The sequence below is a fragment of the Paracoccus sulfuroxidans genome (genome assembly GCF_007830335.1).
In the GTDB taxonomy this organism is placed as follows: Bacteria; Pseudomonadota; Alphaproteobacteria; order Rhodobacterales; family Rhodobacteraceae; genus Paracoccus; species Paracoccus sulfuroxidans.
On record NZ_VLKU01000004.1, the window covers coordinates 142,065 to 167,413 of the forward strand.

Annotated in this window: 25 protein-coding genes and 1 pseudogene; 17 read left to right on the forward strand and 9 right to left on the reverse strand. The window is 65.9% G+C overall.

Features of this window, described 5'->3' with window-relative positions; translation table 11 throughout:
- The first annotated feature begins 6 nt into the window (after positions 1–6).
- Positions 7–702, forward strand: coding sequence for a tRNA (guanine(46)-N(7))-methyltransferase TrmB (gene trmB, locus IQ24_RS07815; protein ID WP_145397258.1), 696 nt, complete (start codon positions 7–9; stop codon positions 700–702).
- An 81-nt stretch (positions 703–783) separates the two neighbouring features.
- Positions 784–2,115 carry a 3-phosphoshikimate 1-carboxyvinyltransferase gene (gene aroA / locus IQ24_RS07820; RefSeq protein ID WP_145397259.1) on the forward strand — a complete coding sequence of 444 codons (1,332 nt, stop codon included), beginning with the start codon at positions 784–786 and terminating at the stop codon, positions 2,113–2,115.
- A 63-nt stretch (positions 2,116–2,178) separates the two neighbouring features.
- Here aroA and IQ24_RS07825 read toward each other — a convergent pair whose 3' ends face one another.
- Complete coding sequence (locus IQ24_RS07825; RefSeq protein WP_145397260.1) at positions 2,179–2,574, reverse strand: hypothetical protein; 396 nt, start codon at positions 2,572–2,574, stop codon at positions 2,179–2,181.
- 148 nt (positions 2,575–2,722) lie between these two features.
- Here IQ24_RS07825 and IQ24_RS07830 point away from each other — a divergent pair, with 148 nt between their 5' ends.
- Entirely contained in the window at positions 2,723–3,109 is a 387-nt protein-coding gene (locus tag IQ24_RS07830) for a VOC family protein (RefSeq protein WP_199756518.1), read from the forward strand.
- 21 nt (positions 3,110–3,130) lie between these two features.
- Here the strand turns inward: IQ24_RS07830 and IQ24_RS07835 are convergent, their stop codons facing one another.
- Together IQ24_RS07835 and IQ24_RS07840 are read right to left on the reverse strand one after the other, a co-directional pair.
- Positions 3,131–5,026, reverse strand: a complete 1,896-nt coding sequence (locus IQ24_RS07835) for a propionyl-CoA synthetase (protein ID WP_145397261.1) — start codon at positions 5,024–5,026, stop codon at positions 3,131–3,133.
- Between the two features lie 152 nt (positions 5,027–5,178).
- The gene (locus tag IQ24_RS07840; protein ID WP_145397262.1) at positions 5,179–7,458 is read right to left on the reverse strand and encodes an NADP-dependent malic enzyme; all 2,280 of its coding nucleotides are present in this window, start codon (positions 7,456–7,458) and stop codon (positions 5,179–5,181) included.
- Between the two features lie 118 nt (positions 7,459–7,576).
- Between IQ24_RS07840 and IQ24_RS07845 the strand changes: the two are divergent.
- From IQ24_RS07845 to IQ24_RS07870, 6 genes and pseudogenes are all read left to right on the forward strand, one after another.
- A pseudogene (locus IQ24_RS07845) lies at positions 7,577–7,999 on the forward strand (cytidine deaminase); the annotation flags it as partial.
- Positions 7,996–9,327 carry a thymidine phosphorylase gene (locus IQ24_RS07850; RefSeq protein WP_145397264.1) on the forward strand — a complete coding sequence of 444 codons (1,332 nt, stop codon included), beginning with the start codon at positions 7,996–7,998 and terminating at the stop codon, positions 9,325–9,327. The pseudogene IQ24_RS07845 and the gene IQ24_RS07850, both read left to right, overlap by 4 nt.
- Entirely contained in the window at positions 9,324–10,508 is a 1,185-nt protein-coding gene (locus IQ24_RS07855) for a phosphopentomutase (RefSeq protein WP_145397265.1), read from the forward strand. The genes IQ24_RS07850 and IQ24_RS07855 overlap by 4 nt, the downstream gene beginning before the upstream one ends.
- Positions 10,508–11,467 carry an adenosine deaminase gene (locus IQ24_RS07860; protein ID WP_199756519.1) on the forward strand — a complete coding sequence of 320 codons (960 nt, stop codon included), beginning with the start codon at positions 10,508–10,510 and terminating at the stop codon, positions 11,465–11,467. The genes IQ24_RS07855 and IQ24_RS07860 overlap by 1 nt, the downstream gene beginning before the upstream one ends.
- Entirely contained in the window at positions 11,464–12,099 is a 636-nt protein-coding gene (upp, locus tag IQ24_RS07865) for a uracil phosphoribosyltransferase (RefSeq protein WP_145397266.1), read from the forward strand. The genes IQ24_RS07860 and upp overlap by 4 nt, the downstream gene beginning before the upstream one ends.
- Positions 12,100–12,168: 69 nt before the next feature.
- Positions 12,169–13,233 carry an SPOR domain-containing protein gene (locus IQ24_RS07870; RefSeq protein ID WP_145397267.1) on the forward strand — a complete coding sequence of 355 codons (1,065 nt, stop codon included), beginning with the start codon at positions 12,169–12,171 and terminating at the stop codon, positions 13,231–13,233.
- A gap of 4 nt (positions 13,234–13,237) precedes the next feature.
- Here IQ24_RS07870 and IQ24_RS07875 read toward each other — a convergent pair whose 3' ends face one another.
- The 3 genes from IQ24_RS07875 to IQ24_RS07885 all read right to left on the reverse strand — a co-directional run bounded on the left by IQ24_RS07875 (position 13,238) and on the right by IQ24_RS07885 (position 16,382).
- Positions 13,238–14,257, reverse strand: coding sequence for a hypothetical protein (locus IQ24_RS07875; protein WP_145397268.1), 1,020 nt, complete (start codon positions 14,255–14,257; stop codon positions 13,238–13,240).
- 129 nt (positions 14,258–14,386) lie between these two features.
- A complete protein-coding gene (gene rpoH, locus IQ24_RS07880) occupies positions 14,387–15,292 on the reverse strand; it encodes an RNA polymerase sigma factor RpoH (protein WP_145397269.1) in 906 nt (301 codons plus the stop codon).
- A 55-nt stretch (positions 15,293–15,347) separates the two neighbouring features.
- Positions 15,348–16,382: a pseudouridine synthase gene (locus tag IQ24_RS07885; protein ID WP_145397270.1), complete on the reverse strand. Its 1,035-nt coding sequence runs from the start codon at positions 16,380–16,382 to the stop codon at positions 15,348–15,350.
- Here IQ24_RS07885 and IQ24_RS07890 point away from each other — a divergent pair.
- Positions 16,381–16,686, forward strand: a complete 306-nt coding sequence (locus IQ24_RS07890) for a DUF6476 family protein (RefSeq protein ID WP_242008000.1) — start codon at positions 16,381–16,383, stop codon at positions 16,684–16,686. The genes IQ24_RS07885 and IQ24_RS07890 overlap by 2 nt on opposite strands.
- Here the strand turns inward: IQ24_RS07890 and IQ24_RS07895 are convergent.
- A complete protein-coding gene (locus IQ24_RS07895; protein ID WP_145397271.1) occupies positions 16,683–16,925 on the reverse strand; it encodes an accessory factor UbiK family protein in 243 nt (80 codons plus the stop codon). The two genes, IQ24_RS07890 and IQ24_RS07895, sit on opposite strands and share 4 nt — an antisense overlap.
- A gap of 124 nt (positions 16,926–17,049) precedes the next feature.
- Here IQ24_RS07895 and lgt point away from each other — a divergent pair, with 124 nt between their 5' ends.
- Genes lgt through pgeF form a run of 3 tightly spaced genes read left to right on the forward strand, consistent with a single transcriptional unit; the run spans position 17,050 to position 19,734 of the window.
- Entirely contained in the window at positions 17,050–17,931 is an 882-nt protein-coding gene (lgt, locus tag IQ24_RS07900; protein WP_145397272.1) for a prolipoprotein diacylglyceryl transferase, read from the forward strand.
- Positions 17,928–18,986 (forward strand): class I SAM-dependent methyltransferase, encoded by a 1,059-nt coding sequence (locus IQ24_RS07905; protein WP_145397273.1) that lies wholly within the window; start codon positions 17,928–17,930, stop codon positions 18,984–18,986. The genes lgt and IQ24_RS07905 overlap by 4 nt, the downstream gene beginning before the upstream one ends.
- Positions 18,970–19,734 carry a peptidoglycan editing factor PgeF gene (gene pgeF, locus IQ24_RS07910; protein ID WP_145397274.1) on the forward strand — a complete coding sequence of 255 codons (765 nt, stop codon included), beginning with the start codon at positions 18,970–18,972 and terminating at the stop codon, positions 19,732–19,734. Before IQ24_RS07905 ends, pgeF begins: the two co-directional genes overlap by 17 nt.
- A gap of 14 nt (positions 19,735–19,748) precedes the next feature.
- On the opposite strand, the gene IQ24_RS07915 is transcribed toward pgeF, so the two are convergent.
- Entirely contained in the window at positions 19,749–20,249 is a 501-nt protein-coding gene (locus tag IQ24_RS07915; protein ID WP_145397275.1) for an Lrp/AsnC family transcriptional regulator, read from the reverse strand.
- A 163-nt stretch (positions 20,250–20,412) separates the two neighbouring features.
- On the opposite strand from IQ24_RS07915, the gene trxB reads away from it, so the two are divergent.
- The 4 genes from trxB (at position 20,413) to IQ24_RS07935 (ending at position 25,053) form a co-directional block, all read left to right on the forward strand.
- Positions 20,413–21,417, forward strand: coding sequence for a thioredoxin-disulfide reductase (gene trxB / locus IQ24_RS07920; protein WP_145397276.1), 1,005 nt, complete (start codon positions 20,413–20,415; stop codon positions 21,415–21,417).
- Between the two features lie 117 nt (positions 21,418–21,534).
- Positions 21,535–23,244, forward strand: coding sequence for a bifunctional sulfate adenylyltransferase/adenylylsulfate kinase (locus tag IQ24_RS07925; protein WP_145397277.1), 1,710 nt, complete (start codon positions 21,535–21,537; stop codon positions 23,242–23,244).
- Between the two features lie 67 nt (positions 23,245–23,311).
- A complete protein-coding gene (locus IQ24_RS07930; RefSeq protein ID WP_145397278.1) occupies positions 23,312–24,103 on the forward strand; it encodes a hypothetical protein in 792 nt (263 codons plus the stop codon).
- Positions 24,100–25,053 carry a glycosyltransferase family 8 protein gene (locus IQ24_RS07935; RefSeq protein WP_145397279.1) on the forward strand — a complete coding sequence of 318 codons (954 nt, stop codon included), beginning with the start codon at positions 24,100–24,102 and terminating at the stop codon, positions 25,051–25,053. Before IQ24_RS07930 ends, IQ24_RS07935 begins: the two co-directional genes overlap by 4 nt.
- 67 nt (positions 25,054–25,120) lie before the next feature.
- Here the strand turns inward: IQ24_RS07935 and IQ24_RS07940 are convergent, their stop codons facing one another.
- Positions 25,121–25,348 (reverse strand): DUF1150 family protein, encoded by a 228-nt coding sequence (locus IQ24_RS07940; RefSeq protein WP_145397280.1) that lies wholly within the window; start codon positions 25,346–25,348, stop codon positions 25,121–25,123.
- Between the last annotated feature and the right edge of the window lies 1 nt (position 25,349).

A 25,349-nucleotide genomic window follows, 5' to 3' on the forward strand; every position in this document is an offset into this window, starting at 1 on the left:
CCGCGCATGAGCGAATTCGACCCGACCCCTCCGCGCCGCAATTTCTATGGCCGCCGTCACGGCAAGACCCTGCGGCAAAGCCAGAAGGGCTATCTGTCCGAGGATCTGGGCAGCCTGCGCCCGCGCGGCATCACCCATCAGGACAACCCCGAGCGGGTGCCCGTCACGACCGCCTCGATCTTCGGCGACGACCGCCCGGTCTGGCTGGAGGTCGGTTTCGGCGGGGGTGAGCACATGGTGCACATGGCGGCGCGCTACCCCGAGGTGGGCGTCATCGGCTGCGAGCCTTTCATCAACGGCGTCGCCATGCTGCTGGGCAAGATCCGCGCGGCGGGCGTCGAAAACGTCAGCGTCCATCCGGGTGATGCGCGCGATCTGATGGATGTGCTGCCCGAAGGCAGCATCGCCAAGGCATTTCTGAACTACCCCGACCCCTGGCCCAAGGCGCGCCATCACCGCCGCCGCTTCGTCACGCCCGAGCATCTGATCCCGCTTTACCGCGTCATGCAGCCGGGCGCCGAATTCCGCGTGGCGACCGACATTCCCGATTATGTCCGCCAGACGCTGGAAGAGGTACCCAAAGCCGGGTTCACGCTGGTTCATGAGGGCCTCGACGCCTGGGACGACTGGCTGAGCACGCGCTATGAGCAGAAGGCCCTGCGCGAAGGCCGCGTGCCGCATTACGTGACTTTCCGCCGATAGGCGACCTTCCGCAGATAGGTACGGGCACATTGCAACACCTCGCTGTGAACGCTATCACTCTGGCGTCAATCGAGGTGAGCCATGTCCCATTCCGCCGAAGCCCTTCCCATGTCCTCGCGCCGTTCCGGCCCGCTGTCGGGCGAGGCGCGCATCCCCGGTGACAAGTCGATCAGCCACCGCGCGCTGATCCTTGGGGCACTGACGGTCGGCGAGACGCATATCACCGGCCTGCTGGAAGGCGAGGATGTGCTGGACACCGCCAAGGCCATGCGCGCTTTCGGCGCGAAGGTCGAGCGCGTGGGCGAGGGCGAATGGCGCGTCAACGGCGTGGGCGTGGGCGGCTTCACCGAGCCCGAAGGCGTGATTGATTGCGGAAACTCGGGCACGGGCGTGCGGCTGATCATGGGCGCGATGGCAACTACCCCGATCACCGCCACCTTCACCGGCGACGCCAGCCTCTCGAAACGCCCGATGGCGCGCATCACCGACCCGCTGCAGCTTTTCGGCTGCGAGGTCACCTCGCGCGAAGGTGGACGCCTGCCGGTGACGATCAAGGGCGCGGTCGATGCTGCCCCCGTGACCTATCGCACCCCGGTCGCCAGTGCGCAGATCAAATCGGCGGTGCTGCTGGCGGGGCTGAACGCGCCCGGCCAGACCGTGGTGATCGAGGCCGAGCCGACCCGCGACCATACCGAGCGGATGCTGACCGGCTTTGGCGCGCAGATCGTAACCGAGGTGACGGATGAGGGGCATGTCATCACCCTGACAGGTCGCCCGGAGCTGAAGCCGCAGCCGATCGCCGTGCCGCGCGATCCCTCCAGCGCCGCCTTCCCGGTGGCCGCCGCGCTGATCGTGCCGGGGTCCGAGATCCGGGTGCCGGGCGTCAGCCGCAACCCGACGCGCGATGGCCTCTTCATCACGCTGCTGGAAATGGGCGCCGACATCCGCTTTGAAAACGAACGCGAAGAGGGCGGAGAGCCGGTCGCCGATCTGGTCGTCCGTCACGGTCCGCTGAAGGGCGTCGAGGTTCCGGCCGAGCGTGCGGCCAGCATGATCGACGAATTCCCGATCCTCTCGGTCATCGCCTGTTTCGCCGAAGGGCTGACGGTGATGAACGGCGTGGCCGAATTGCGGGTCAAGGAAAGCGACCGCATCGACGCCATGGCCGTGGGCCTGCGCGCGAATGGCGCGCGCGTCGATGAAACCCGCGACAGCATGACCGTGCATGGCATGGGCGGGCTGAAGGGCGGGGCCACGGCCACCAGCCATCTGGATCACCGGATCGCCATGTCCTTCCTGATCGCGGGGCTCGCGTCCGAGCAGCCGATCAGCGTCGATGACGGCAGCCCGATTGCGACCTCTTTCCCGGACTTCCTGCCGCTGATGAAGGGGCTGGGCGGCGATCTGGGCTGACATGATCGCAGCTTTGAATATGAAAACGCCCGGGCGAAGGCCCGGGCGTTTGTCGTTTCGGGCTTATTTGGATTTCATCCGCTCAAGCTCGGGGAAGGGGTTCCATTTCACATCCGGGCGGTTGCACAGCGGATGCTCAAGCGCCGCGCCATCGGGCTTCTGGTTCTCGATCTTGACGCCCATATTGTGCACGCCGACATAGACGCCCGAGACGTTCTTGCTATCCGCACGCACGCAGATGCCTTGCGTGCCATCCGAAAGCGTCGCGAGGTTCGAGATCTCGGCATCGCGGATCGAGGCGGGATCATAGATGATCTGCTGCGCGTCCTTGACGATATTGGCCTTCAGCTCGGCACTGGGCGAGACCGAATTCGCAATCGCCTTGGCGTAATCCTCGCCATCGGTGGCGCAGGCCGCCAGCCCCAGAAGCACCAAGGCGCTGATAAGCATCCGTTTCATATTCAATCCTTTAGCCATCCGCAGCGTTTCCCCCAAATCCATACCAGCCGCCGCCCCGGATGAGAAGCGGCGAGGGCGCGCCGGCCCCGCGATGAACCAATCCCCGCCGCCCCGCGTTTTCCCGCATCAGCCGATGAAGGAGAATGCGATGACCGATGCGCCCTGCATTTATCCCGCGATCCGTTACCGCGACGCGCGGGCGGCGATTGACTGGCTGGTGGGGATCCTGGGCTTCACCAACCGCGTCACCTATGAACATGACGGCAAGATCGCCCATGCCGAGCTCTCCTTGGGCAGCTCCATCATCATGCTGGGTGAGGTGCGGGACGGCATGCCCCAGCAGGCCGCGCTGATCTATGTGGCGGTCAGCGATCCGGATGCGCTCTGCGAGCGGGTTCGGGCCAGCGGTGCGGTGATCGAGCAAGAGCCCTATGACACCGAATACGGCAGCCGCGAGTTTGCCTGCCGCGACTTTGAGGGCAATCAATGGTCCTTCGGGACCTATTGGCCGAAAGTGGGCGAGCCGCCGCTGTAGCGACGGCCCGTCCGTGCCGGATCAGCTTTTCTGCGGATAGCCGACCGTCTGCAGCGCCTCGCCGATCTCGTCCAGAATGGCCGGATCGTCGATGGTCGCGGGCGTCTTGAATTCCTCGCCATCGGCGATCTTAGCCATTGTCGCGCGCAGGATCTTGCCCGACCGGGTCTTCGGCAGCCGGTCGACCACCACCGCCGATTTGAAAGCGGCGACCGGGCCGATGGTGTCGCGCACCATCCGCACCACATCCTTGACGATCTGTTCGTCCGAGGTGGTCACGCCCTTCTTCAGGCACAGGAACCCCAGCGGAGACTGGCCCTTCAGGCTGTCGGCCACGCCGATCACCGCGCATTCCGCGACATCGGGATGGCTGGACAGAACCTCCTCCATCGCGCCGGTCGAGAGCCGATGGCCCGCGACGTTGATGACGTCATCGGTGCGCGCCATGATGTACAGATAGCCGTCCTCGTCGACATAGCCCGCGTCTCCGGTCTCATAATAGCCGGGGAAATGGTCCAGATAGGATTTCAGATAGCGCGCTTCGGCATTCCACAGCGTCGGCAGGGTGCCGGGCGGCAGAGGCAGCTTGATGGCGATGGCACCCAGCGTGCCGGGGGCGACGGGATTGCCGCCCTCATCCAGAATATGCACCTCATAGCCCGGCATGGCGACCGAGGGGCTGCCCTTCCGGATCGGCATCTTCTCGATCCCGAAGGGGCTGGCGGCGATGGCCCAGGCCGTTTCGGTCTGCCACCAGTGGTCGATGACGGGCAGGTGCAGCCGGTCCTCAAGCCATTGAATGGTGTCGGGGTCGGCGCGCTCACCCGCTAGAAACACTGCCTGCAGGTTCGAAAGGTCGTATTTGCCGATGAATTCGCCCTGCGGATCGTCGCGCTTCACCGCGCGGATGGCGGTGGGGGCGGTGAAGAAGGACTTCACCTTATGGTCCTGAATGACGCGCCAGAAGGTGCCCGCATCCGGCGTGCCGACGGGCTTGCCCTCAAAGACGATGGTCGTCGCGCCCGCAATCAGCGGCGCATAGCAGATATAGCTGTGACCGACGACCCAACCCACATCCGAGGCGGCCCAGAAGACGTCGCCCGCTTCGATGTTGTAGATGTTCTTCATCGACCAGTTCAGCGCGACCAGATGCCCGCCGTTGTGACGCACGACGCCCTTGGGCTGGCCCGTCGTCCCCGAGGTGTAAAGGATGTAAAGCGGATCGTTCCCCGCCACCGGCACGCAATCGGCCAGCGGCGTCCCGGTCTGGAATTCGTGCCAGTCGTGATCGCGGCCCGGGATCAGCTCGGCGGTTTCCTGTTCGCGTTGCAGGATGACGCAGAATTCGGGCTTCTGGCCGGATTGCTGGATCGCTGCGTCCAGCAGCGGCTTGTAGCGGACGACGCGGCCCGGCTCGATCCCGCAAGAGGCGGCGATGATCGCCTTGGGGGCGCAATCGTTGATGCGCGTGGCCAGCTCATGCGCGGCAAAGCCGCCGAAGACGACGCAGTGAACGGCCCCGATGCGGGCGCAGGCCAGCATCGCGACCAGCGCCTCGGCGACCATCGGCATATAGATGATGACGCGGTCGCCTTTGGTCACGCCCTTGGCCTGCAAGGCACCGGCCAGCCGGGCGGTGGCCTCTTGCAGCTCGCGGAAGGTCAGCGTGGCCTGCGACTGGGTGACCGGGCTGTCATGGATGATGGCGGGCTGATCGCCACGGCCAGCTTCCACATGGCGGTCGACGGCGTTCCAGCAGGTGTTGACCATGCCATCCGCGAACCATTCGTAAAGGGGCGCATTCTCATCGAACAGCGCCTTGCTGGGGGGGCGGACCCAATCGATCTTCCGGGCCTGCTGCATCCAGAACGCCTCGGGGTCATTTTGCGCCGCTAGGTAAACTTCTTTGTATACCATGGTATCCCTCCGCTACTGCGCAGCGTAATTACGCTGCGCATCGGCTTTTCGCAACAATGATGCGCGGGCTGACAGCGATAAACCAGAGGTGATGGCGTCGGAACATGAAAAAGGCCCCGGAAGCCGGGGCCTTTGAAGCGTTTCGCACGAGGTCAGCTGTAATGGCCGACCGGGGTGCCTGCGATCACGCTCATGTTCAAGAGGCCGCGCGTGGTGATCGAGGGCGTCACGATATGCACACGGTTCCCCATACCCATCAGGATCGGCCCGACCTCCAACCCGTTGGCCTTGAGTTTCAAGGCGTTGCGCACGCCCGAGGCCGAGTCGGTGCCCGAGAAGACCAGCACGTTCGCCGCCCCTTCGATGCGCGAATTGGGCATCAGACGTTCGCGGATGGTGGGGTCCAGCGCCGAGTCGACATGCATTTCGCCGTCAAAGACGAAGTCGACATTGCGGCATTCAAGGATCTGCATGGCTGCGCGCATCTTGCGACCGGATTCGGTGTCGAGATTGCCGAATTGCGAATGGCTGCAGAGCGCAACCTTGGGCGTGATGCCGAAACGACGCACGTGGCGGGCGGCACCGATGACCGAATCAGCTACCTGCTCGGGGGTGGGGGCGTGGTGAACCTGCGTATCGGCGACGAACAGCGGCCCGTCTTCCAGGATCATCAGCGACAGCGCGCCCACCGGCCGCAGCCCGTCGCGGGCCAGAATCTGGCGCACATAGTTCAGGTGCCAGCTGTACTGACCGAAGGTGCCGCAGATCATGCTGTCAGCCTCTTCGCGCTGCACCATGACCGCGCCGATGGCGGTGGTGTTGGTGCGCATGATCGCCCGGGCAATATCGGGGGTGACGCCCTGGCGCGCCATCAGCTCGTGATAGGTGCCCCAGTAATCGCGGTAGCGAGGATCGTTTTCGGGGTTCACGATCTCGAAGTCGCGGCCCGGACGGATCGGCAGACCGGCGCGTTCCGCGCGCATCTCGATGACCTCGGGACGGCCGATCAGGATCGGCACATCCGTCGTCTCCTCCAGCATGGCGTTGGCGGCGCGCAGGACACGCTCATCCTCGCCCTCGGCGAAGACGATGCGGCGCTTGGCGGTCGCGGCGGCCTCGAACACCGGGCGCATGATCATCGAGGTGCGGAAGACCGAGCCGTCGAGCTTGCGCTTGTAGGCCCCGATATCCTCGATCGGGCGGGTGGCGACGCCGGTTTCCATCGCGGCCTTGGCCACCGCGCTGGAAACGACGCCGATCAGGCGCGGATCGAAGGGCTTCGGGATCAGATATTCCGGCCCGAAGGTCAGCGTCTCGCCGCGATAGGCCATGGCGGCCTCGGCGCTGGTGGTGGCGCGGGCGAGGCGGGCGATGCCCTCGATACAGGCCAGCTGCATCTGGTCGTTGATGGTGGTCGCGCCCACGTCCAGCGCGCCCCGGAAGATGAAGGGGAAGCACAGGACGTTGTTGACCTGGTTCGGGTAGTCGCTGCGCCCGGTGGCGATGATCGCGTTCGGCGCGACGGCGCGCACGTCCTCGGGCAGGATCTCGGGCGTGGGGTTCGCCAGGGCGAAGACGATGGGGCGCTCGGCCATCTTGGCGACCATCTCGGCCTTCAGGACGCCGGGGCCCGAGAGGCCCAGGAACAGGTCCGCGCCCTCGATCACCTGATCCAGCGTGCGCAGATCGCTTTTCTGCGCATACTCAGCCTTTTGCGGCGTCATCTGCTCGGTCCGGCCCTCATAGACCAGCCCTTCGATGTCGCAGAGCCAGACGTTCTCGCGCTTGACGCCCAGTTTCAGCAGCATGTTCAGGCAGGCGATGCCCGCCGCCCCACCGCCGGTCGAGACGACTTTGATCTCTTCGAACTTCTTGCCGGTGATCAGCAGCGCGTTGGTCGCGGCGGCGCCCACGACGATGGCGGTGCCGTGCTGGTCATCGTGGAAGACCGGAATGTTCATCCGCTCGCGGCAGATTTTCTCGACGATGAAACAGTCAGGGGCCTTGATGTCTTCAAGGTTGATGGCACCGAAGGTCGGCTCAAGCGCGCAGACGATCTCGGCCAGCTTCTCGGGGTCGGATTCGTTCACCTCGATGTCGAAGCAGTCGATGCTGGCGAATTTCTTGAAGAGGACGGCCTTGCCCTCCATCACGGGCTTCGAGGCGATGGCGCCGATATTGCCCAGACCCAGAACGGCGGTGCCGTTCGAGACCACGGCGACCAGGTTCCCGCGCGAGGTATAGCGTGCGGCGGTGCTGGGATCGGCCTTGATCTCAAGACAGGCCTCGGCGACCCCGGGGGAATAGGCACGCGACAGGTCCCGGCCGTTGGCCAGAGGCTTGGTCGCCCGCACCTCCAGTTTGCCGGGGCGGGGGAATTCATGGTAATCCAGCGCTTCCTGCCTTGCGCTGTCCTGTCTACGTTCTTCCATCGTCGCCTCCTCGGGAATGGTTGAGCGTTAAACTATTTTCTTTTCGGGGAACAGGGGGGTTCCGTGACTTCACGATAATCTTGCGTCAAAGCAGCCCAAAGCGCAAAGTTCCGCCCATGGTCGGCGGATGGACAAGGGGCAAAACATGGCGTTGGTGGACGAAGCAAGAGAAGTGCGCGAGCGCGCCTATGCGCCCTATTCGAATTTCAAGGTCGGTGCCGCCGTGCGCGGGCAGTCGGGCGCGATCTATCGCGGCTGCAATGTCGAAAACGTAGCCTATCCCGAAGGCACCTGCGCCGAGGCCGGGGCCATCGCCGCGATGATCGCCGCGGGCGAGACCGAGCTGATCGAGGTCGCCGTCATCGCCGACTCGCCCGAGCCGGTGCCCCCCTGCGGCGGCTGCCGCCAGAAACTGGCCGAATTCGGCCGCTCTCATACCCCTGTGCTGCTGGCGACGGTCAGCGGCAAGACGCTGGCAACCACGGTGGGCGAGTTGCTGCCCGGCCGGTTCGAGGTCGCCCATATGGCCGGGACGGAATGACCGCAGCCCCGGCCGTTCACAATCTGGATGAGGCGGGCGACCCCCGCAGCATCATCGCCGGGATCCGCGATGGGCGCGGGCTTGACGCCACCGGCGCGCGGCAGTTTGCCCAAGGGCTGGTCAGCGGCTGGTTCAGCGATGCGCAGGTGGGCGCATTGGCGATGGTGGTGCTGACGCGCGGCATCGGCCCCGAGGGGCGCGTGCATTTGACGCAGGCCATGCGCGATTCGGGGCGCGTGCTGCAATGGGACCTGCCGGGCCCGGTGGTCGACAAGCATTCGACGGGCGGTATCGGTGATACGGTCAGCCTGATCCTCGCGCCCGTGGTTGCCGCCTGCGGGGCCTATGTGCCGATGATCTCGGGCCGGGGGCTGGGGCATACGGGCGGGACGCTGGACAAGCTTGAGGCGATTGCGGGCCTGCGCACCGATCTGTCCGAGGCCGAGTTTCGCCGTGTCGTCGCCGACACCGGCACCGCCATAGTCGCCGCGGGCGGTGATCTCGCGCCCGCCGACCGTCGGCTTTACGCGCTGCGGGATGAGACGGCGACGGTGGAAAGCATCGACCTGATCACCGCCTCGATCCTGTCGAAGAAGCTGGCGGCGGGGATTGATGCGCTGGTGCTGGACGTCAAATGCGGCTCGGGCGCGTTTCTGAAGACCAGCGATGAGGCGCTGGAACTGGCGCGGGCGCTGGTCGTGACGGCGACCGGCGCGGGGAGCCGTTGTCAGGCCTTCGTGACCGACATGGACCAGCCGCTGGGCCGCGCCGCAGGCAACGCGCTGGAACTGCGCGAGGCGATCCGCGTCCTGCGCGGCGATCCATGGGCAGATCTGGGGCGTCTGGGCGATCTGTCGCTGGCTCTGGCCAGCGGCTGTCTGCGGCTGGCGGGCATCGCGCCGGAGGCAGCCATCACGGCATTGGAAACCGGCGCGGCGGCTGAGCGTTTTGCCCGCATGATTGCCGCACAGGGGGGGCCGAGTGATCTGCTGGAGCATCCCGAGAAATATCTGCCCGACGCGCCGGTCATCCGGCCCGTGCCGGGGCAGGGCGTGATCCGCGCCATCGATACCGAGGCGCTTGGCCGCGTGGTGGTGGCTCTGGGCGGCGGACGGCTGCACGCCTCGGACAAGATCGATCCCCGCGTGGGCCTGTCGGGGCTTCTGGGCATTGGCGAGGAGGCAGGCCCCGACCGCCCTCTGGCGCTGGTCCATGCCCGCAATGAGGCCGAGGCTGCCCGCGCCGTTTGCGCCGTCCATTCGGCCTACAGCTTTGGCGAAGCCCCCGCGCCGCAATCCTTGATCCGGTTTCAGGTGGATGCCGAATGACCAGCCGACGCGCCTTTCTGATCGTCATGGATTCTGTCGGCATTGGCGGCGCGCCGGATGCCGACCAGTTCTTCAATGATGACCGCCCGGACACGGGGGCGAACACGCTGGCCCATATCGCCCGCGCGGCGCCGCTGAACATGCCGCACCTTGACGCTTTGGGCCTTGGCGCGGCCCTGCGCCTTGCCAGCGGCGAGGATGCGCCGGGTCTGGGCCGCCCGCCACAGGGCCTTTGGGGGGCGGCGACCGAGGTGTCGCGCGGCAAGGACACACCCTCGGGCCATTGGGAGCTGGCGGGCGTACCGGTGCCCTGGGCCTGGCACTATTTCCCCGACACGCATCCTGCCTTTCCGCCCGACCTCAGCGCCCGGATCGCCGCACTGGCGGGGACCGAGGGCATTCTGGGCGACGAACACGCCTCGGGGACCGAGATCATCGCCCGGCTGGGCGACCGGCATCTGCAAAGCGGCTGGCCGATCTGCTATACTTCGGCTGACAGTGTGCTGCAGATCGCCGCGCATGAAGAGGCCTTCGGCTTGCAGCGCCTTTATGATCTCTGCATCGAGGTGGCGAAGCTGGTCCATCCCCTGCGCGTGGGCCGGGTGATCGCGCGGCCGTTTCTGGGGCAGGGGGGCAGCTATGCCCGCACGCCCAACCGGCGCGACTTCGCGATTGCGCCGCCCTCGGACACGCTGCTGGACGTGGCGCAGGCCGCAGGCGCGCCGACCCATGCCATCGGCAAGATTGGCGACATCTTCTCGCATCGCGGGATCGACCGGCTGCACAAGGGGGCCTCGGACGCCGATCTGGCGCGACACTTGATCCGGCTGGCCGATGAGGCCGAAGAGGGCAGCCTGACCTTCGCCAATTTCGTCGAATTCGACAGCCTTTATGGCCATCGCCGCGACATCAACGGCTATGCGCGCGCGCTGGAATGGTTCGACGGCATCGCCGGGCAGTTCCTTGCGCGCCTGCGCCCCGGCGATCTGGCGATCTTCACCGCCGATCACGGCAACGACCCCAGTTGGAGCGGCACCGACCACACGCGCGAACGCGTGCCCGTGCTGGGCTGGGGCTATGGCGCGCGCGAGATCGGGCTGGTGGGTTTTGCGGATGTGGCGGCCTCGGTCGCGCAGCATCTGGGATTGCCCGCAATCGGGCCGGGAAGGGTATTTCTGTGATGAAGAAGATTGAGCTTCACCTGCATCTGGAAGGCGCCGCACCCCCGGGGTTCATCCGTGGTCTGGCGGCGGAAAAGCATCAGGACCTGTCGGGCATCTTCGATGCGGATGGGAACTACACCTATCGCGATTTCAAGGACTTCCTGCGCGTCTATGAGGCCGCGACCTCGGTCCTGCAGGGACCGCGCGATTATGCGCGCCTGCTGGAGGAGGTGCTGGAGAATGCCGCCGAACATGGCGTCATCCATGCCGAGCTTTTCGTCTCGCCCGAGTTCTGCGGCGGGGCCGACCTGCACGCGTGGAAAGATCATCTGGCCGCCATGGAAGAGGTCGCACAGCGGATGGGGCGGCAGGGCATCTCCAGCCATGCCATCGTCACACCGATCCGCCATTTCGGGCCGGAACGTGCGCGCAAATCCGCAATCTGCGCGGCCGAGACCTCGGGCGGCTGGGTCACTGGCCTTGGCCTTGGCGGGGCCGAGGATGTGGGCAGGCCGCAGGATTTCGCCTGGTCCTACGACTGCGCGCGTGAGGCGGGCCTTGGCCTGACCATCCATGCCGGAGAGTGGTGCGGCCCGCAATCCATCCGCGATGCGCTGACACTGGGCGTGACCCGCATCGGCCACGGCGTCCGCGCCATCGAGGATCCGGCGCTGGTTCGCGATCTGGCCGAGCGTGAGATCACGCTGGAATGCTGTCCCGGCTCGAACATCGCGCTTGGGATCTATACCGACTGGCCCTCGCATCCCATTGCGCGACTGGCGGATGCGGGCGTGCGGGTGACGGTCTCGACCGATGATCCGCCGTTTTTCCACACCGACATGACGCGGGAATACGAACGGCTTTCCAGCGCATTCGGTTGGGCCGAGACCGAATTCACGCAGATGAACCTCTGGGCGGCGGACGCGGCCTTCTGTAATGACAGCACAAAGACACGCCTGCGAAAGGAACTGGCATGACCCAGCAGCACCTGACCGTCGTCAACCACCCGCTGGTCCAGCACAAGCTGACCATCATGCGCAACAAGCAGACCTCGACCGCCGGTTTTCGCAGACTTTTGCGCGAAATCAGTCTGCTCTTGGCCTATGAGGTCACGCGCGAGCTGGAGATGACCGAAACCACCATCGAGACCCCGCTTTGCGAAATGCAGGCCCCCACGCTGGAAGGGAAAAAACTGGCGCTGATCTCGATCCTGCGGGCCGGAAACGGGCTGATGGACGGGATTCTCGAACTGATTCCCGGCGCGCGCGTGGGCTTCATCGGCCTTTACCGCGACCCCGAGACGCTGAAGCCGGTGCAATATTACTCGAAGGTGCCGAACGCGTTGGACGCCCGCATGACCATTGTCGTCGATCCGATGCTGGCCACCGGCAATTCCTCGGTCGCGGCGATCGATCTTCTGAAGCAGCAGGGCGCAAAAAACCTGCGATTCCTGTGCCTTCTGGCCGCACCTGAAGGCGTGCAGCGGATGAAAGAGGCCCATCCCGACGTGCCGATCGTCACCGCCTCGCTGGATGAGCGGCTGGACGATCACGGCTATATCTGGCCGGGTCTGGGCGACGCGGGCGACCGGATGTTCGGCACGAAATAAGCCGGAGTTAACGGCTTCTTCAGGGGATTGCGCTCAAATCGGCTGGAAATGGTCGATTCGGGGGCAGGAATGGCATGGGTTTTGCGGGCGCTGGCGGGTCTTCTGCTGCCGCTGGGGCAAGCATGGGCGGTTGAACCCGCACCGGCCGAGCTTCCCCCCGATGATTTCACCGCGCGGCAATATATCGACAGCACGGGCTGCGTGTTCCTGCGCGGGGAAACCGGACAATGGGCGCCGCGCGTGGCGCGGGATGGCTCGCAACTCTGCGGCTATCCGCCCTCGCTGTCCGCGCGTGGCCGGGCACCCGATCCGGCACTGGCCGACAAGGCACAACGTGGCCGCGCCGATCAGGTCGAGCAGGTGCTGAATGAGCTGGTCATCACCAACCTGAAACCGGGAGAGCTTGGCTCGGACGCGCGCCCGCGCGAGGCGCTGACCGATCACGGGCCCGAGCCCGCGCCGCAGGGCCCGCTGGACGAGTTGAAGGCCGAGATCAGTGCTTCGGCCGAGGTTCGCCAGCAGATGGCGGCCGGGATCAAGCCGAACCTGCGCCTTTGCGAGCTTCTGGGATATGATGGCAAGCGCATTCGGCCCGAGGAGGGCGATCTGGGCCGTGACCCGACGCAGGGATTCTGTGGCTCTCTGCCGCAGGCCGATCTGGCCCGGCTGGCCTTTGCGCGCCCCGCTGGCAGTGCGGTGTCGACAGCGCCTGACGTCGCGAAAACAGCCTTGGTTGAGCCTGTCGCCACGGCTCGCCCCAAGCCAAGGGCAGAACGCACGCCCGCGACGCGGGTTGCTGCGGCTGAGGCCCCGCACAAACGGGCAGAGGGCGCGCGCCCCGCGCCGGTACGCGAGGTCACCAAACCGACCCCATCGCAGGTGCCCGCGGCCCTATCCCGCATCCCGCCCGGCGCACGCTTTGTCTATGTCGGCAGCTATTCGGTCCAGACGAATGCCGAGGCGACCGGACGCCGCGTCCTGCAGATGGGCCTGCCGGTATCGCGCGCGGTTCAGGTCCAGCCCGGACGCGACGTGCAGGTCGTGATCGCCGGTCCTTTCGAGGGGCGCGAGGCCGTGGTTCGCGCGCTCGACCAGATCCGCAAGGCGGGGTTTTCGGATGCCTATGCCCGGTAAGGGGTCACTGGTCGCAGATTTCCTGCAGGGCCAGCCAGTCGCGGTCACTCAGGACCGGGCGTGGAATTTCGGTGCGGAAGGGATCGGCCTCGATCAGCCCCAGAACGGCCTCTCCGGTCGGGTCGAGCGAGCGGGCATAAGGCTCGCTGGAGACACCCGCCTCGGCGAAGCGCTTCAGCAAGGGCTCGTCCTCGGGGCGCGGGGCAGCGGTGGACAGCAGGCGCTCGCCATAACCCTGCAGGGCATTTTCGGGCAGTTTGCCGGTTGTCATCAGATGGAAGGTCGCACGGGGACCGGCATAGCGCAACGCATCCAGCATCGGGTCATTGGCCGTAGCGGCGGCCACGGCGGCAAGAATATGGCCTGCGGCGGCTTCGGGCGATTGTTGACCGGCGATCAGATCTTCACCGATGATGGTGATATTGCCGGGCAGGGTGCGGGCGTCACGCAAGGTGGTCGGCAGGATGAAGATTTCGGCACCGGGGGTGATCAGCCGCTCGGCCAGCGCCTTGCGGACCACATCGCCAGCCGGGCGCGAGCAGGCCGCGCCGGTGGTCTTCGACATTTCGCTGAGGATTATCCGGCCGATTTCGTGCCGCTGTGCCGGGGGCGCGACGCTTGCGGCATGGCGGACCAGCGCGGGCGGGACCCAGAACACGCCGACGATGGCCATGGCGATGGCCGCGCTCAGCATCATGCCGCTGCGCAAACGGCCGGGATGAGGTTTGCGCGCCTCGATCGCGCGATGAATCCGCGCGATGGCCGAGATCATCAGCTCATCCTCGATCTCAAGCTCTTCGTCGGATTCGGCCCCGCCGGGGGCATAGACCGCCGGGTGCTTGCCGGGGTTCAGGCGTGTGACAGCCGCCAGCGACCAATGCGCCAGCGGCGTTTCCGAACGGGGATCTGTCAGCACCAGCGTCGCATCACCGAAGGACACGATGACGTCGCGCAGGCGCGCCTGCGGCGTTTCCCGCCAGATGCCCGAGGATTCAAGTCTCTGAAACTGGTTAAGCGCCGTCATCCCCGCGCGAAGGCCCCCGCTGCATTTTCCCAAGCATATGCGAAGGCATCGCAGGGTCAACTGCACCCATATCCCGCCCGTCAGGCCTGTCCCAGCCCCGATCTGCGCCGAAGCGCCCGGAAAGCGCCCTCAGGCGTCTTCCGGAACGTTCATCCCCCGCTCGCGCGCAAGCTCGCGAATGCGGTTTTGCAGCTTGTCGAAGGCGCGGACCTCGATCTGGCGGATGCGCTCGCGCGAGACCTCGTAGCGCAGCGACAGATCTTCCAGCGTCATCGGATCATCGCGCAGGCGACGCTCCATCAGGATGTCCTTTTCGCGGTCGTTCAGCACATCCATGGCCGACAGCAGCATCTCGCGCCGGGTCGACAGCTCATCGGCCTCCTCAAAGGCGGCGGCCTGATCGGCGTCCTCATCCTCCAGCCAGTCCTGCCATTGCGCGGTGGATTCGCCGTCGCCCGAGCCGATCGTGGCGTTCAGCGAGGCGTCGCCCCCCGACAGGCGGCGGTTCATGTCGATGACGTCGCGCTCGGTTACATTCAGGTCATGCGCGATCTGGGCGACGTTTTCGGGGCGCAGATCGCCCTCTTCCAGCGCGCCCAGCTTGGACTTGGCCTTGCGCAGGTTGAAGAACAGCTTCTTCTGCGCCGAGGTCGTGCCCATTTTCACCAGCGACCAGGACCGCAGGATATATTCCTGGATCGAGGCGCGGATCCACCACATCGCATAGGTGGCCAGACGGAAGCCCTTTTCAGGGTCGAAGCGCTTGACTGCCTGCATGAGACCGACGTTCGCCTCCGAGATCACCTCGGCCTGCGGCAGGCCGTAGCCGCGATAGCCCATGGCGATCTTGGCGGCCAGACGCAGGTGGCTGGTCACAAGACGCTGCGCCGCCTCGGGGTCTTCGTGATCGACCCAGGCCTTGGCCAGCATGTATTCCTCTTCGGGTTCCAGCAGGGGAAACTTCCGGATTTCCTGCAGGTAACGGTTCAGCCCCTGTTCAGGACTGGGCGCGGGAAGGTTCGTATAGTTTGCCATCTCATCCCTTTTCCCGCCACTTCGGGGCGGGCAAATGTGAACGCGCGGCGTTCAGTCAGGTTCCTGACGCGTCGGCGCGCAATGTTTCCAGAAGCGCTGCCATATCTTGGGGCAGCGGACTGTCGAAGGCCAGCGTCTCGCCGCTGACCGGGTGCGTAAAGCCCAGGTGGGCTGCGTGAAGCGCCTGCCGTGGGAAGGTTGCGATCGCCTGGGCCGCCTGATCGCCAAGGGCGCGGGCCGAGGCGCGTTTAGCGCTACCATACACCGGATCGCCGATCAGACCCAATCCCGCGTAGGCCATATGCACGCGGATTTGATGGGTCCGCCCGGTCTCAAGCTGGCATTCGACCAGCATGGCCGAGGGCGGAGTGCCGAAACTCTCCTGCACCCGCGCGCGCGTCACGGCGTGGCGGCCGCGCGCAAAGCTGACCGCCTGTTTCTGCCGGTCCGAAGGGTGGCGCCCCAGCATCGTGGTGATGCGCAGGGTGCCGCCCGGCTCGAAGGCAAGCCCCGGCAGGCCGCGCAGGCGCGGGTCGCCCGCATCGATGGCCCCATGCGCCAGCGCCAGATAGCGCCTTTGCGCGCTGTGGTCGTGGAACTGCTGCGCCAGCCCCTGATGGGCCAGATCGGTCTTGGCCACGACCAGAAGCCCCGAGGTGTCCTTGTCGATCCGGTGCACGATGCCCGGCCGTGCCATGCCGCCGATGCCCGACAGGCTGTCGCGGCAATGGGCCAGCAGCGCATTGACCAGCGTGCCGCTGGGCGAGCCGGGGGCAGGGTGAACCACCATCCCGGCAGGCTTGTCGATGACGATCAGCGCGTCATCCTCATAGGCGACGACCAGCGGGATATCCTCGGGCGCGGCCTCAAGGGGGGCGGGTTCGTCCAGGCGGATGAGGAAACTCTGGCCGCCCTGCACCCGCGTCTTGACGTCGGTGACGGTGCCTGCGGGCCCGCTGACCGCGCCCTCGGCGATCAGGCGCGACAGGCGAGAGCGCGAAAGTGCGGCTTCCTCTGGCGCAGCAAGCGCCAGCGCCTTATCAAGCCGATCGGACAGACCGTCAGGAATGGTGATGATGACTTCTGGCATGGACCGGAATGATAAGCGTGAAAACGGATCCGAGGAAGCGCTGCCGATGCTGCGCTGGCTGCGGCTTCTGGTGACGTCGCTGGCCGTGGTGATGGGCGTTGGCATCATCGCCATCGTGGCCCTGCTTTGGCTGCGTCTGGGCGAGCGTCCGCTGCCCGAACTGCCACCCCAGATCGCCCTTCCCGAAGGAGAGAGCGCCGCCGCCGTCACCTTCGCCCGCGACTGGCTGGTCGTGGTGACCGACAGCGGCAAGGTGCTGCTTTACGATCACCAGGGCAAGCTGCGCGAGGAAGTGCAGCCCTAGGCCTTCGCCTCCAGCGCGTCCAGACGGGCGCGCAGCTCGGCGTTTTCCGTCCGGGCCTTGATGGCCATTTCGCGCACGGCTTCGAACTCTTCGCGGGTGACAAAGTCACGCTCGGCCAGCCAACGGTCGATCCAGCCGTTGAACGCGGTCTGCGCCTCATCCTTGGCGCCCTGAGCCACGCCCATCGCATTGGTCATCAGCTTGGAGAAATCGTCGAAGATACTGTTCTTGGCGGTCATAGCAGGCCTTTCGGGTCGATACGCCCCTTTATATGGAGGCAGAATGGCACAGGTTCAATGACAGGCTTGTAGGTTGACACCCGGATGCGCGCGCCTAGGCTGCGCCCGCCAAACCGAGGACCGCATGATCCCTTTTCCGCAGATTTCGCCCGAGATTTTCACCATCCACCTTTTCGGCATGGATTTTTCGCTGCGCTGGTACGCGCTGGCCTATCTGGTCGGGCTGATCCTCGGCTGGCGCATTCTGGTCGGGTTGATGCGCCGTCCGCGCCTTTGGGGTGACGGCGCGCCCATGCGCCCCGAACAGGTCGAGGAATTGCTGACCTGGGTCATCGCGGGCGTCGTGCTGGGCGGTCGTCTGGGCTTCGTGCTGTTCTATGAGCGCGAGTACTACATGGCCAATCCGGGCCAGATCCTGCAGATCTGGCAGGGCGGCATGTCCTTCCACGGCGGGTTCCTGGGGGTCGTCATCGCCTCGTGGATCTATTGCCGCCGCCACGGGATCGCGCCGCTGCGGCTGGCCGACGGGTTGGCGGTCGCGACGCCGATCGGTCTGGGGCTGGGTCGGGTCGCGAATTTCATCAATGGTGAGCTGTGGGGCCGCCCGACCGACGCACCCTGGGGCGTGATCTTCCCTGGCGAGGCCGCGCAGAACTGTCCGGGTGTCGAGGGGCTGTGCGCCCGCCATCCCAGCCAGCTTTATGAGGCCGGGCTGGAGGGCGTGTTGCTGGCGATCATCCTGTTCGCGGTCGTCCGCACAGGCGGGCTGCGGCGACCGGGCCTTGCCCTTGGCATCTTTGTCGCGGGCTATGGCATCAGCCGCTTCATCGTCGAATTCTTCCGTCAGGCCGACGCGCAATTCATCACGCCCGACAATCCGCTGGGCCATGTACTGGGCGGCCCGGTCTGGGGCATCACCCGCGGGCAGGAGCTGTCGCTGCCGATGATCGCCGTCGGCATCATCTTCGTCATTCTGGCGCTGAGGCGGCCAGCGGTGCCCGCATGACGCCTCTGGGCCGGTTGATTGCCGCTCAGATCCGGCTGTCGGGGCCGATGCCGCTGGATGAATATATGCAGCTGTGCCTGCTGCATCCTCAGCACGGCTATTACGCGACGCGCGACCCCTTTGGCGCGAAGGGCGATTTCACCACTGCGCCCGAGATCAGCCAGATGTTCGGAGAGATGGTCGGCCTGACGCTGGCTCAGGCCTGGCTGGATCAGGGCAGCCCGTCGCCGTTTACTCTGGCCGAGATCGGGCCGGGGCGGGGCACGCTGATGGCCGATATCCTGCGGGTGATCCGGGGCGTTCCCGGCATGCGGGATGCGGCGCGACTCGTGCTGGTCGAGGCCTCGGCCCATCTGCGGCAGGTACAGACGGACCGGCTGGGTCAGATCCGCCATGTCGATGACGTCACGACGCTTCCCGACGGGCCGCTGTTTCTGGTCGCGAATGAGTTTTTCGATGCGCTGCCGATCAAGCAGTTTCATCGCACTGCGCAGGGCTGGGCCGAATGCATGGTCATGCTGGATGGTGAGGGAGCGCTGGCCCTGAGCCTGGGCCCCGCGACCGAAGGGCCCGCCGCGCCCGAGGGCGAGATCGCCGAGCATTGCCCGGCCGCCGCCCCTGCCGCCGCCGAGGTCGCCCGCCGCATCGTCGCCTTCGGCGGCTGCGCGATTTTCGTCGATTACGGCGGCTGGAACGGTCGCGGCGACACCTTTCAGGCGCTGCGCAATCACGCCCCCGACGACCCGCTGGCCCATCCGGGCGAGGCTGATCTGACCGCCCATGTCGACTTTGCCCCGCTGGCGCAGGCCGCGTCAAAGGCGGGGGCCGAGGTCTCGCGCCTTGAGACGCAGGGCGACTGGCTGCTGCGCCTTGGCATCCGTCAGCGCGCCGAGGCTCTGGCCGCAGCGGGCGACGGAACCGCCATGGCTGCGCTTCATCGCTTGACCGATGCCGAAGAAATGGGGCAGCTATTCAAGGTACTTGCCCTGTGGTCACCCGGCGCCCCGCTGCCGGCAGGTTTCGAACGACTGGAGCTGCATGCACACGATGCTTGAAATCCTGACGAATCCGCTGCTCGGGCCAGTGCGGCACGGGTTTTTCACCCGTAAGGGCGGGGCCTCCTCGGGCCTGTTTTCAGGGCTGAACTGCGGCTATGGCTCCAGCGATCAGGGTGAGATCGTGGCGATCAACCGCGCCCGCGTGGCCGAGGCCATGGGCGTGCCGGTGACGCGCCTTGCGACCGTCCATCAGGTCCATTCGGCCGAGGTGGTGACGCTGCGCGAAGGCTGCGACCCGACCGAGGCCGCCAAGCAGCGCGCCGACGCCATGGTCACTGCCGTTCCCGGTATCGCTTTGGGCGTGCTGACCGCCGATTGCCAGCCGATCCTGCTGGCCGATCCGCAGGCGGGCGTGATCGGTGCCTTGCACGCAGGCTGGAAAGGCGCTCTGGGCGGCATCATCGAGGCAACCGTGGGCGCGATGAACGATCTGGGGGCCACGCATATCCGCGCGGTCATCGGCCCGACGATCAGCCAGCGCGCCTATGAGGTCGGCGAGGATTTCATGGACGCGTTTCTGGCCGAAGATCCGGGCCATCACCGCTTCTTCGCGGGCGGCCCGAACGGGCGGCCGATGTTCGACCTGCCGTCCTTTGGCCTATCGCGCCTGCGCGAAGCCGGTGTCGAGGCCGAATGGACCGGCCACTGCACCTATTCCGACCCGGAGCGGTTCTATTCCTATCGCCGCACCACGCATAATTCCGAAGCCGATTACGGGCGTCTGATCTCGGTGATCGTGCTTTAAGGCCGCAGCGGCGCTTAGCTGGCTGCGGCGGCCCGGCTTTCGACGATGTCGAAGGGCACGCCCGGCTCATCCTTGGCGCAGCGGATCACCAGGCTGGTCTTCACGCTGGCGACGTTGTCGGCCGAGGTCAGCCCCTCGGTCAGGAAGCGCTGGAAGGTCGGCAGATCGGGCGAGACGCATTTCAGGATGAAGTCGATCTCGCCGTTCAGCATGTGGCATTCGCGGACCAGCGGCCATTCGCGGGCGCGGGCCTCGAAGGCCGAAAGGTCCTTTTCGGACTGGCTGTGCAGGCGCACCATGGCGAAGACCTGTACCTCGAACCCCAGCTCGCGCGGTTCGACCTTGGCGTGATAGCTGCGGATGAAGCCCAGTTCCTCCAGCGCACGCACGCGCCGCAGGCAGGGCGGGGCCGAGATGCCGACCCGCCGCGCAAGCTCGACATTGGTCATCCGTCCGTCCGCCTGCAGTTCAGCCAGAATCTTGCGGTCGATTTCGTCAAGCCGTGCGCCGGTCATATTTCCCCCAAAGGCCGCAGGGCGGCAGAAAACATGCGGGAAGCTATCCTGAAGGGGCGGTCTGCGCAATATTATTTCAGAAAAGAAATCTGCACGACGCTGCGGATTGCATGGTTGCCCCCCGGTGTTTACCTAAGACCCGCAATCACAAGGGTCCGCCGATATGTCCGAAACGAAGATGCCCGCCCATACCCGCGTCCTGATCGTGGGCTCTGGCCCGGCCGGTTACACCGCTGCGGTCTATGCCTCGCGCGCGATGCTTGAGCCTGTGCTGATCCAGGGCATGCAGCCCGGTGGCCAGCTGACCATCACCACCGAGGTCGAGAACTGGCCGGGCGAAACCCAGATCCAGGGCCCCGAACTGATGGTCAAGATGGAGGAGCACGCCCGCGCGATGGGCGCCAATATCTTCATCGACACGGTCACCCGGCTGGATCTGGGCGTGCGGCCTTTTGTCGCCGAATGCGACTCGGGCGCGCGGATCACGGCGGATGCGGTCATTCTGGCCACCGGCGCGCAGGCGCGCTGGCTGGGCATCCCGTCGGAGGAGAAGTTCAAGGGCTTCGGCGTTTCGGCCTGCGCCACCTGCGACGGGTTCTTCTATCGCGGGCACGAGATCGTCGTGGTCGGCGGCGGCAATACGGCGGTGGAAGAGGCCCTGTTCCTGACCAATTTCGCCTCGAAGGTGACGCTGGTGCATCGCCGCGACAGCCTGCGGGCGGAAAAGATCCTGCAGGACCGGCTGTTCAAACACCCGAAGGTCGCGGTCATCTGGGATCATGAGGTGGCCGAGGTGCTGGGCGACGACAGCCCGCTGGGCGTGACCGGCGTCAAGCTGCGCAACGTCAAGACCGGGGCCGAGCAGGTCGTGCCCGCCACCGGCTTCTTTGTCGCCATCGGCCATTCGCCCGCCTCGGAACTGGTCAAGGACCAGCTGGAGCTGCACAGCGGCGGCTACGTCAAGGTCGAGGCCGGCACGACCCGCACCTCGATCCCCGGCGTCTTTGCGGCGGGCGACCTGACCGACCACGTCTATCGTCAGGCCGTGACCAGCGCGGGCATGGGCTGCATGGCGGCGCTGGATGCCGAACGCTGGCTGGCCGAGCATCACGAGGCGGGCCAGCCTGACCCGAATGCGGCCGTCGAGCCCGCCGAACAGACCGCCTGAAGCGCGTGGGGACCCGTGCGCGGTCCCCCGCCCATTTCCGCATAAAGGCGGTGTTGCCAGCCCTTGCGCGATCGCCATGATGGCGACTGCCCAAGCTGTCCCTGAGCGAAAGATACCATGACCGACGCCAATCTGGTCCCGATCCGGGAACTGTACGTCTCGCCCGACGCCGCCCAGCACCTGAAGTCCGAGGCCGGGCGGATGCCCTCATGGGACCTGACGCCGCGCCAGATCTGCGATCTTGAGCTGATGATGAACGGCGGCTTCACGCCCCTGCGCGGCTTCCTGACCGAGGCCGATTACAACGCCGTTCTGGACGACATGCACCTGACGACCGGCGCGCTTTGGCCGATCCCGGTGACGCTGGATGTCTCGGCCGCCTTTGCCGAGGACCTTGAACCCGGCACTGACATCGCGCTGCGCGATCAGGAGGGCGTGATTCTGGCCATCATGTCGGTCACCGACAAATGGCAGCCGGAAAAGCAGACCGAGGCCCAGAAGGTCTTCGGCACCAATGATCCGGCGCATCCGGGCGTGCATTATCTGCACCATGTCGCGGGACCGGTCTATCTGGGCGGCCCGGTGAAGGGCGTGCAGGCCCCCACGCATTACGATTTCCGCGGCCGCCGCGACACGCCGAACGAATTGCGCGCGCATTTCCGCAAGATGGGCTGGCGTCGGGTCGTGGCGTTCCAGACCCGCAATCCGCTGCACCGCGCGCATCAGGAACTGACCTTCCGCGCCGCGCGCGAGGCGCAGGCGAACCTGCTGATCCATCCCGTCGTGGGCATGACCAAGCCCGGCGATGTCGACCATTTCACCCGCGTTCGCTGCTATGAGGCGGTGCTGGACAAATACCCCGCCGCGACCACGCATCTGTCGCTGCTCAATCTGGCGATGCGCATGGCGGGCCCGCGCGAGGCGGTCTGGCACGGCATCATCCGCCGCAATCACGGGCTGACGCATATGATCGTCGGGCGCGACCACGCAGGCCCCGGCAAGGATGCCGAGGGCCGCGATTTTTACGAACCCTATGCCGCGCAGGACCTGTTCCGTCAGCATCAGGCCGAAATCGGGGTCGAGATGATCGACTTCAAGCAGATGGTCTATGTGCAGGAGCGCGCCCAATACGAGCCCCGCGACGAGGTGGCCGAGGGTGAGACGATCCTCGACATCTCGGGCACGGAACTGCGCCGCCGCCTGCGCGAGGGGCTGGATATCCCCGAATGGTTCAGCTTCCCCGAGGTGGTCGAGCAGCTGCGCCGCACCTCGCCGGCGCGCGACCGGCAGGGCTTCACGGTGTTCTTCACGGGGCTTTCCGGCTCGGGCAAATCCACCATCGCCAATGCGCTGATGGTCAAGCTGATGGAGTTGGGCGGGCGTCCGGTCACGCTGCTGGACGGGGATGTCGTGCGCAAGCACCTGTCCTCGGAACTGGGCTTCTCCAAGGAGCATCGCGACATCAACATCAAGCGCATCGGCTATGTCGCGTCCGAGATCACCAAGAACGGCGGCATCGCCATCTGCGCGCCCATCGCCCCCTATGAGGCGACCCGCCGCGCCGTGCGCGACATGATCGAGGATCACGGCGCTTTCGTCGAAGTCCATGTCGCGACCAGCATCGACGAATGCGAACGGCGCGACCGCAAGGGGCTTTACAAGCTGGCGCGCGAAGGCCGGATCAAGGAATTCACCGGAATTTCCGACCCTTACGAGGTGCCCGGCACCCCCGAACTGCGGGTCGAGACCGAGGGGTTCGACGTCGATCACGCCGCCCATCAGGTGCTGCTGAAGCTTGAGGCGATGGGGCTGATCGGTCTGCAATAGGCAAGGCCGCCGTTGACCGGTCTGGCCCCTTGGCCTATCTGATTGGTCCGCAACGCGAGGAGCGCCGATGTCTGAACCCGTCCTCATCCTGACGATGAAATGGGGAACGCTTTACAGCGCCGAGGATGTGAACAGGCTGGCCCGCCAGACGCGCCGTCACCTTGCCCGCCCGCATCGCTTCATCTGCTTTACCGACGACGCCTCGGGGCTTGAGCCGGGGATCGAGCCCTGGCCCTTGCCCGAACTGGGCCTGCCGCCCGGCAGTGGCGACACGCGCTGGCGCAAGCTGGCGCTGTTTCGCGCCGATCTGGCGGATGCGCCGGGGGCGCTGGCGCTGTTTCTGGACCTCGACCTGATCGTCACCGGCGATCTGGGCCCGCTGTTCGATCTGCCCGGCGCGTTCCGCGTCATCCGCGACGACGACCTGTTTCGTGACAAGCCGCTGCGCAAGCTGAACCGCGAGCGCGACCGCTTCCTGCATGCGGTCGGCAATACCTCGGTCTTTCGTTACCGGCTGGGCACGCTGGCCTTCGCGCTGGACGCCTATCTGGCCGATCCGGCGGCGGCGGGGCGGAATTTCGAGCATGAGCAGCAGTTCCTCAGCGCCGAGCTGGAGCGGCGGGGCATGCTGGCCTATTGGCCGAAGGGCTGGTGCGTCAGCTTCAAGAATGACTGCGTGCCGCGCAATTTCCGCAGCTTCCTTGCCGATCCGACCCTGCCTGAAGGCGCAAAGATCGTGCTGTTTGCCGGAAACCCGAAGATGTCCGAGGTGTTTTCGGGGCAGGGGGGCAAGTGGTATCGCCGGATCGGCAATATCGACTGGCTGCGCCGCGCCTGGCTGTCGGAGCAGGGCAAATGACCGACGCGCAGTTGCACATCGTCACCGGCTCGGATGACAATTACGTGCCGGGGGTGATGGTGCTGATCGCCTCGGCCCATTGGCACAATCCCGGCGCGCGCTTCACGGTGCTGGATCTGGGCATCTCGGCGGAGAACCGGGCCCGCATCGACCGGCTGGCCGCGCGGCTGGACTGCCGGATCGACCGGATCGAGATTTCCGACAGCATCTTTGCCGCCATCCCGGTACGCCGCGCGCATCTGACGCGCAGCACCTATCTGCGCCTGCTGATCCCCGAGCTGATGCCCGAGGCCGAGCGCGTGGTCTATATGGATTGTGACATGGTCGTCACCGGCGATCTGACGCCGCTGGCGACAATGGATCTGGGCGCGGCACCGGTCGCGGCGGTCGCCTGCCCGGGGCCCGACAAGCGCGAGTTGGCGGCCACCGGCACGCAGAGGGGCGAATACGTCAATGCCGGGCTTCTGGTGATGAACCTGCCGGTCCTGCGCCGGGACGGCTTTGCCGCGCGCTGCCTTGAGCTTCTGTCCGATCCCGCCCATCCGCTTCTCAGCGAGGATCAATCCGCGCTCAACATCGCCTATCGCGGCCAGATGCTGTATCTGCCCGGGCGCTTCAACGTCTATGCCAATGAGGCGACCTATCCGAGCGCCGAGGATCTGCCGGATCAGATCAGCGTGCTGCATTACGTGGTCAGCATGAAGCCCTGGCTGTGGAGCGTGCCCTTCGGCGAGGTCTGGCAGTTCCACGCCAACCGCATCGCCGATCTGATGCCGCCGCGCAAACGCAGCTTCCGCCACTATCGCACGCGGGCCGAGATGTATCGCAGAAATGCCTTCGGGCTGGCTTTGGGGAAGAAGAAGCACTGGCGGCGCATCGCGCTGCGCCGGGCCATCCGGCAGGGCTTTGTGGCCGATTATCTGCGCGCGCAGGCGGCCCGCGCCAACTAGCCACGCCAAGTAGCTACAACGGAAAACGCGACCGGCTTTCACCGGTCGCGGTCGCGTCTGGTCAAATTCAGTGGACGCTGACCGGCGTCATTTCGTTCTGGCGCGCCAGCATGAAGGCCATGCTGCGGTCCTTGACCAGCGCAAGGCGTTCTCCGTCGATGCCATGAACGGCATAAAGCGCGTCGGCATCGGGCACTTGCTTGCGCACGTCCTCGGGGAGGGTGTCCATCGCGACGCGGCGGATATAGACCGTGTTCTCGGCGGCCTCTGCTCCGAAATCAAATTTGGTGTTCATG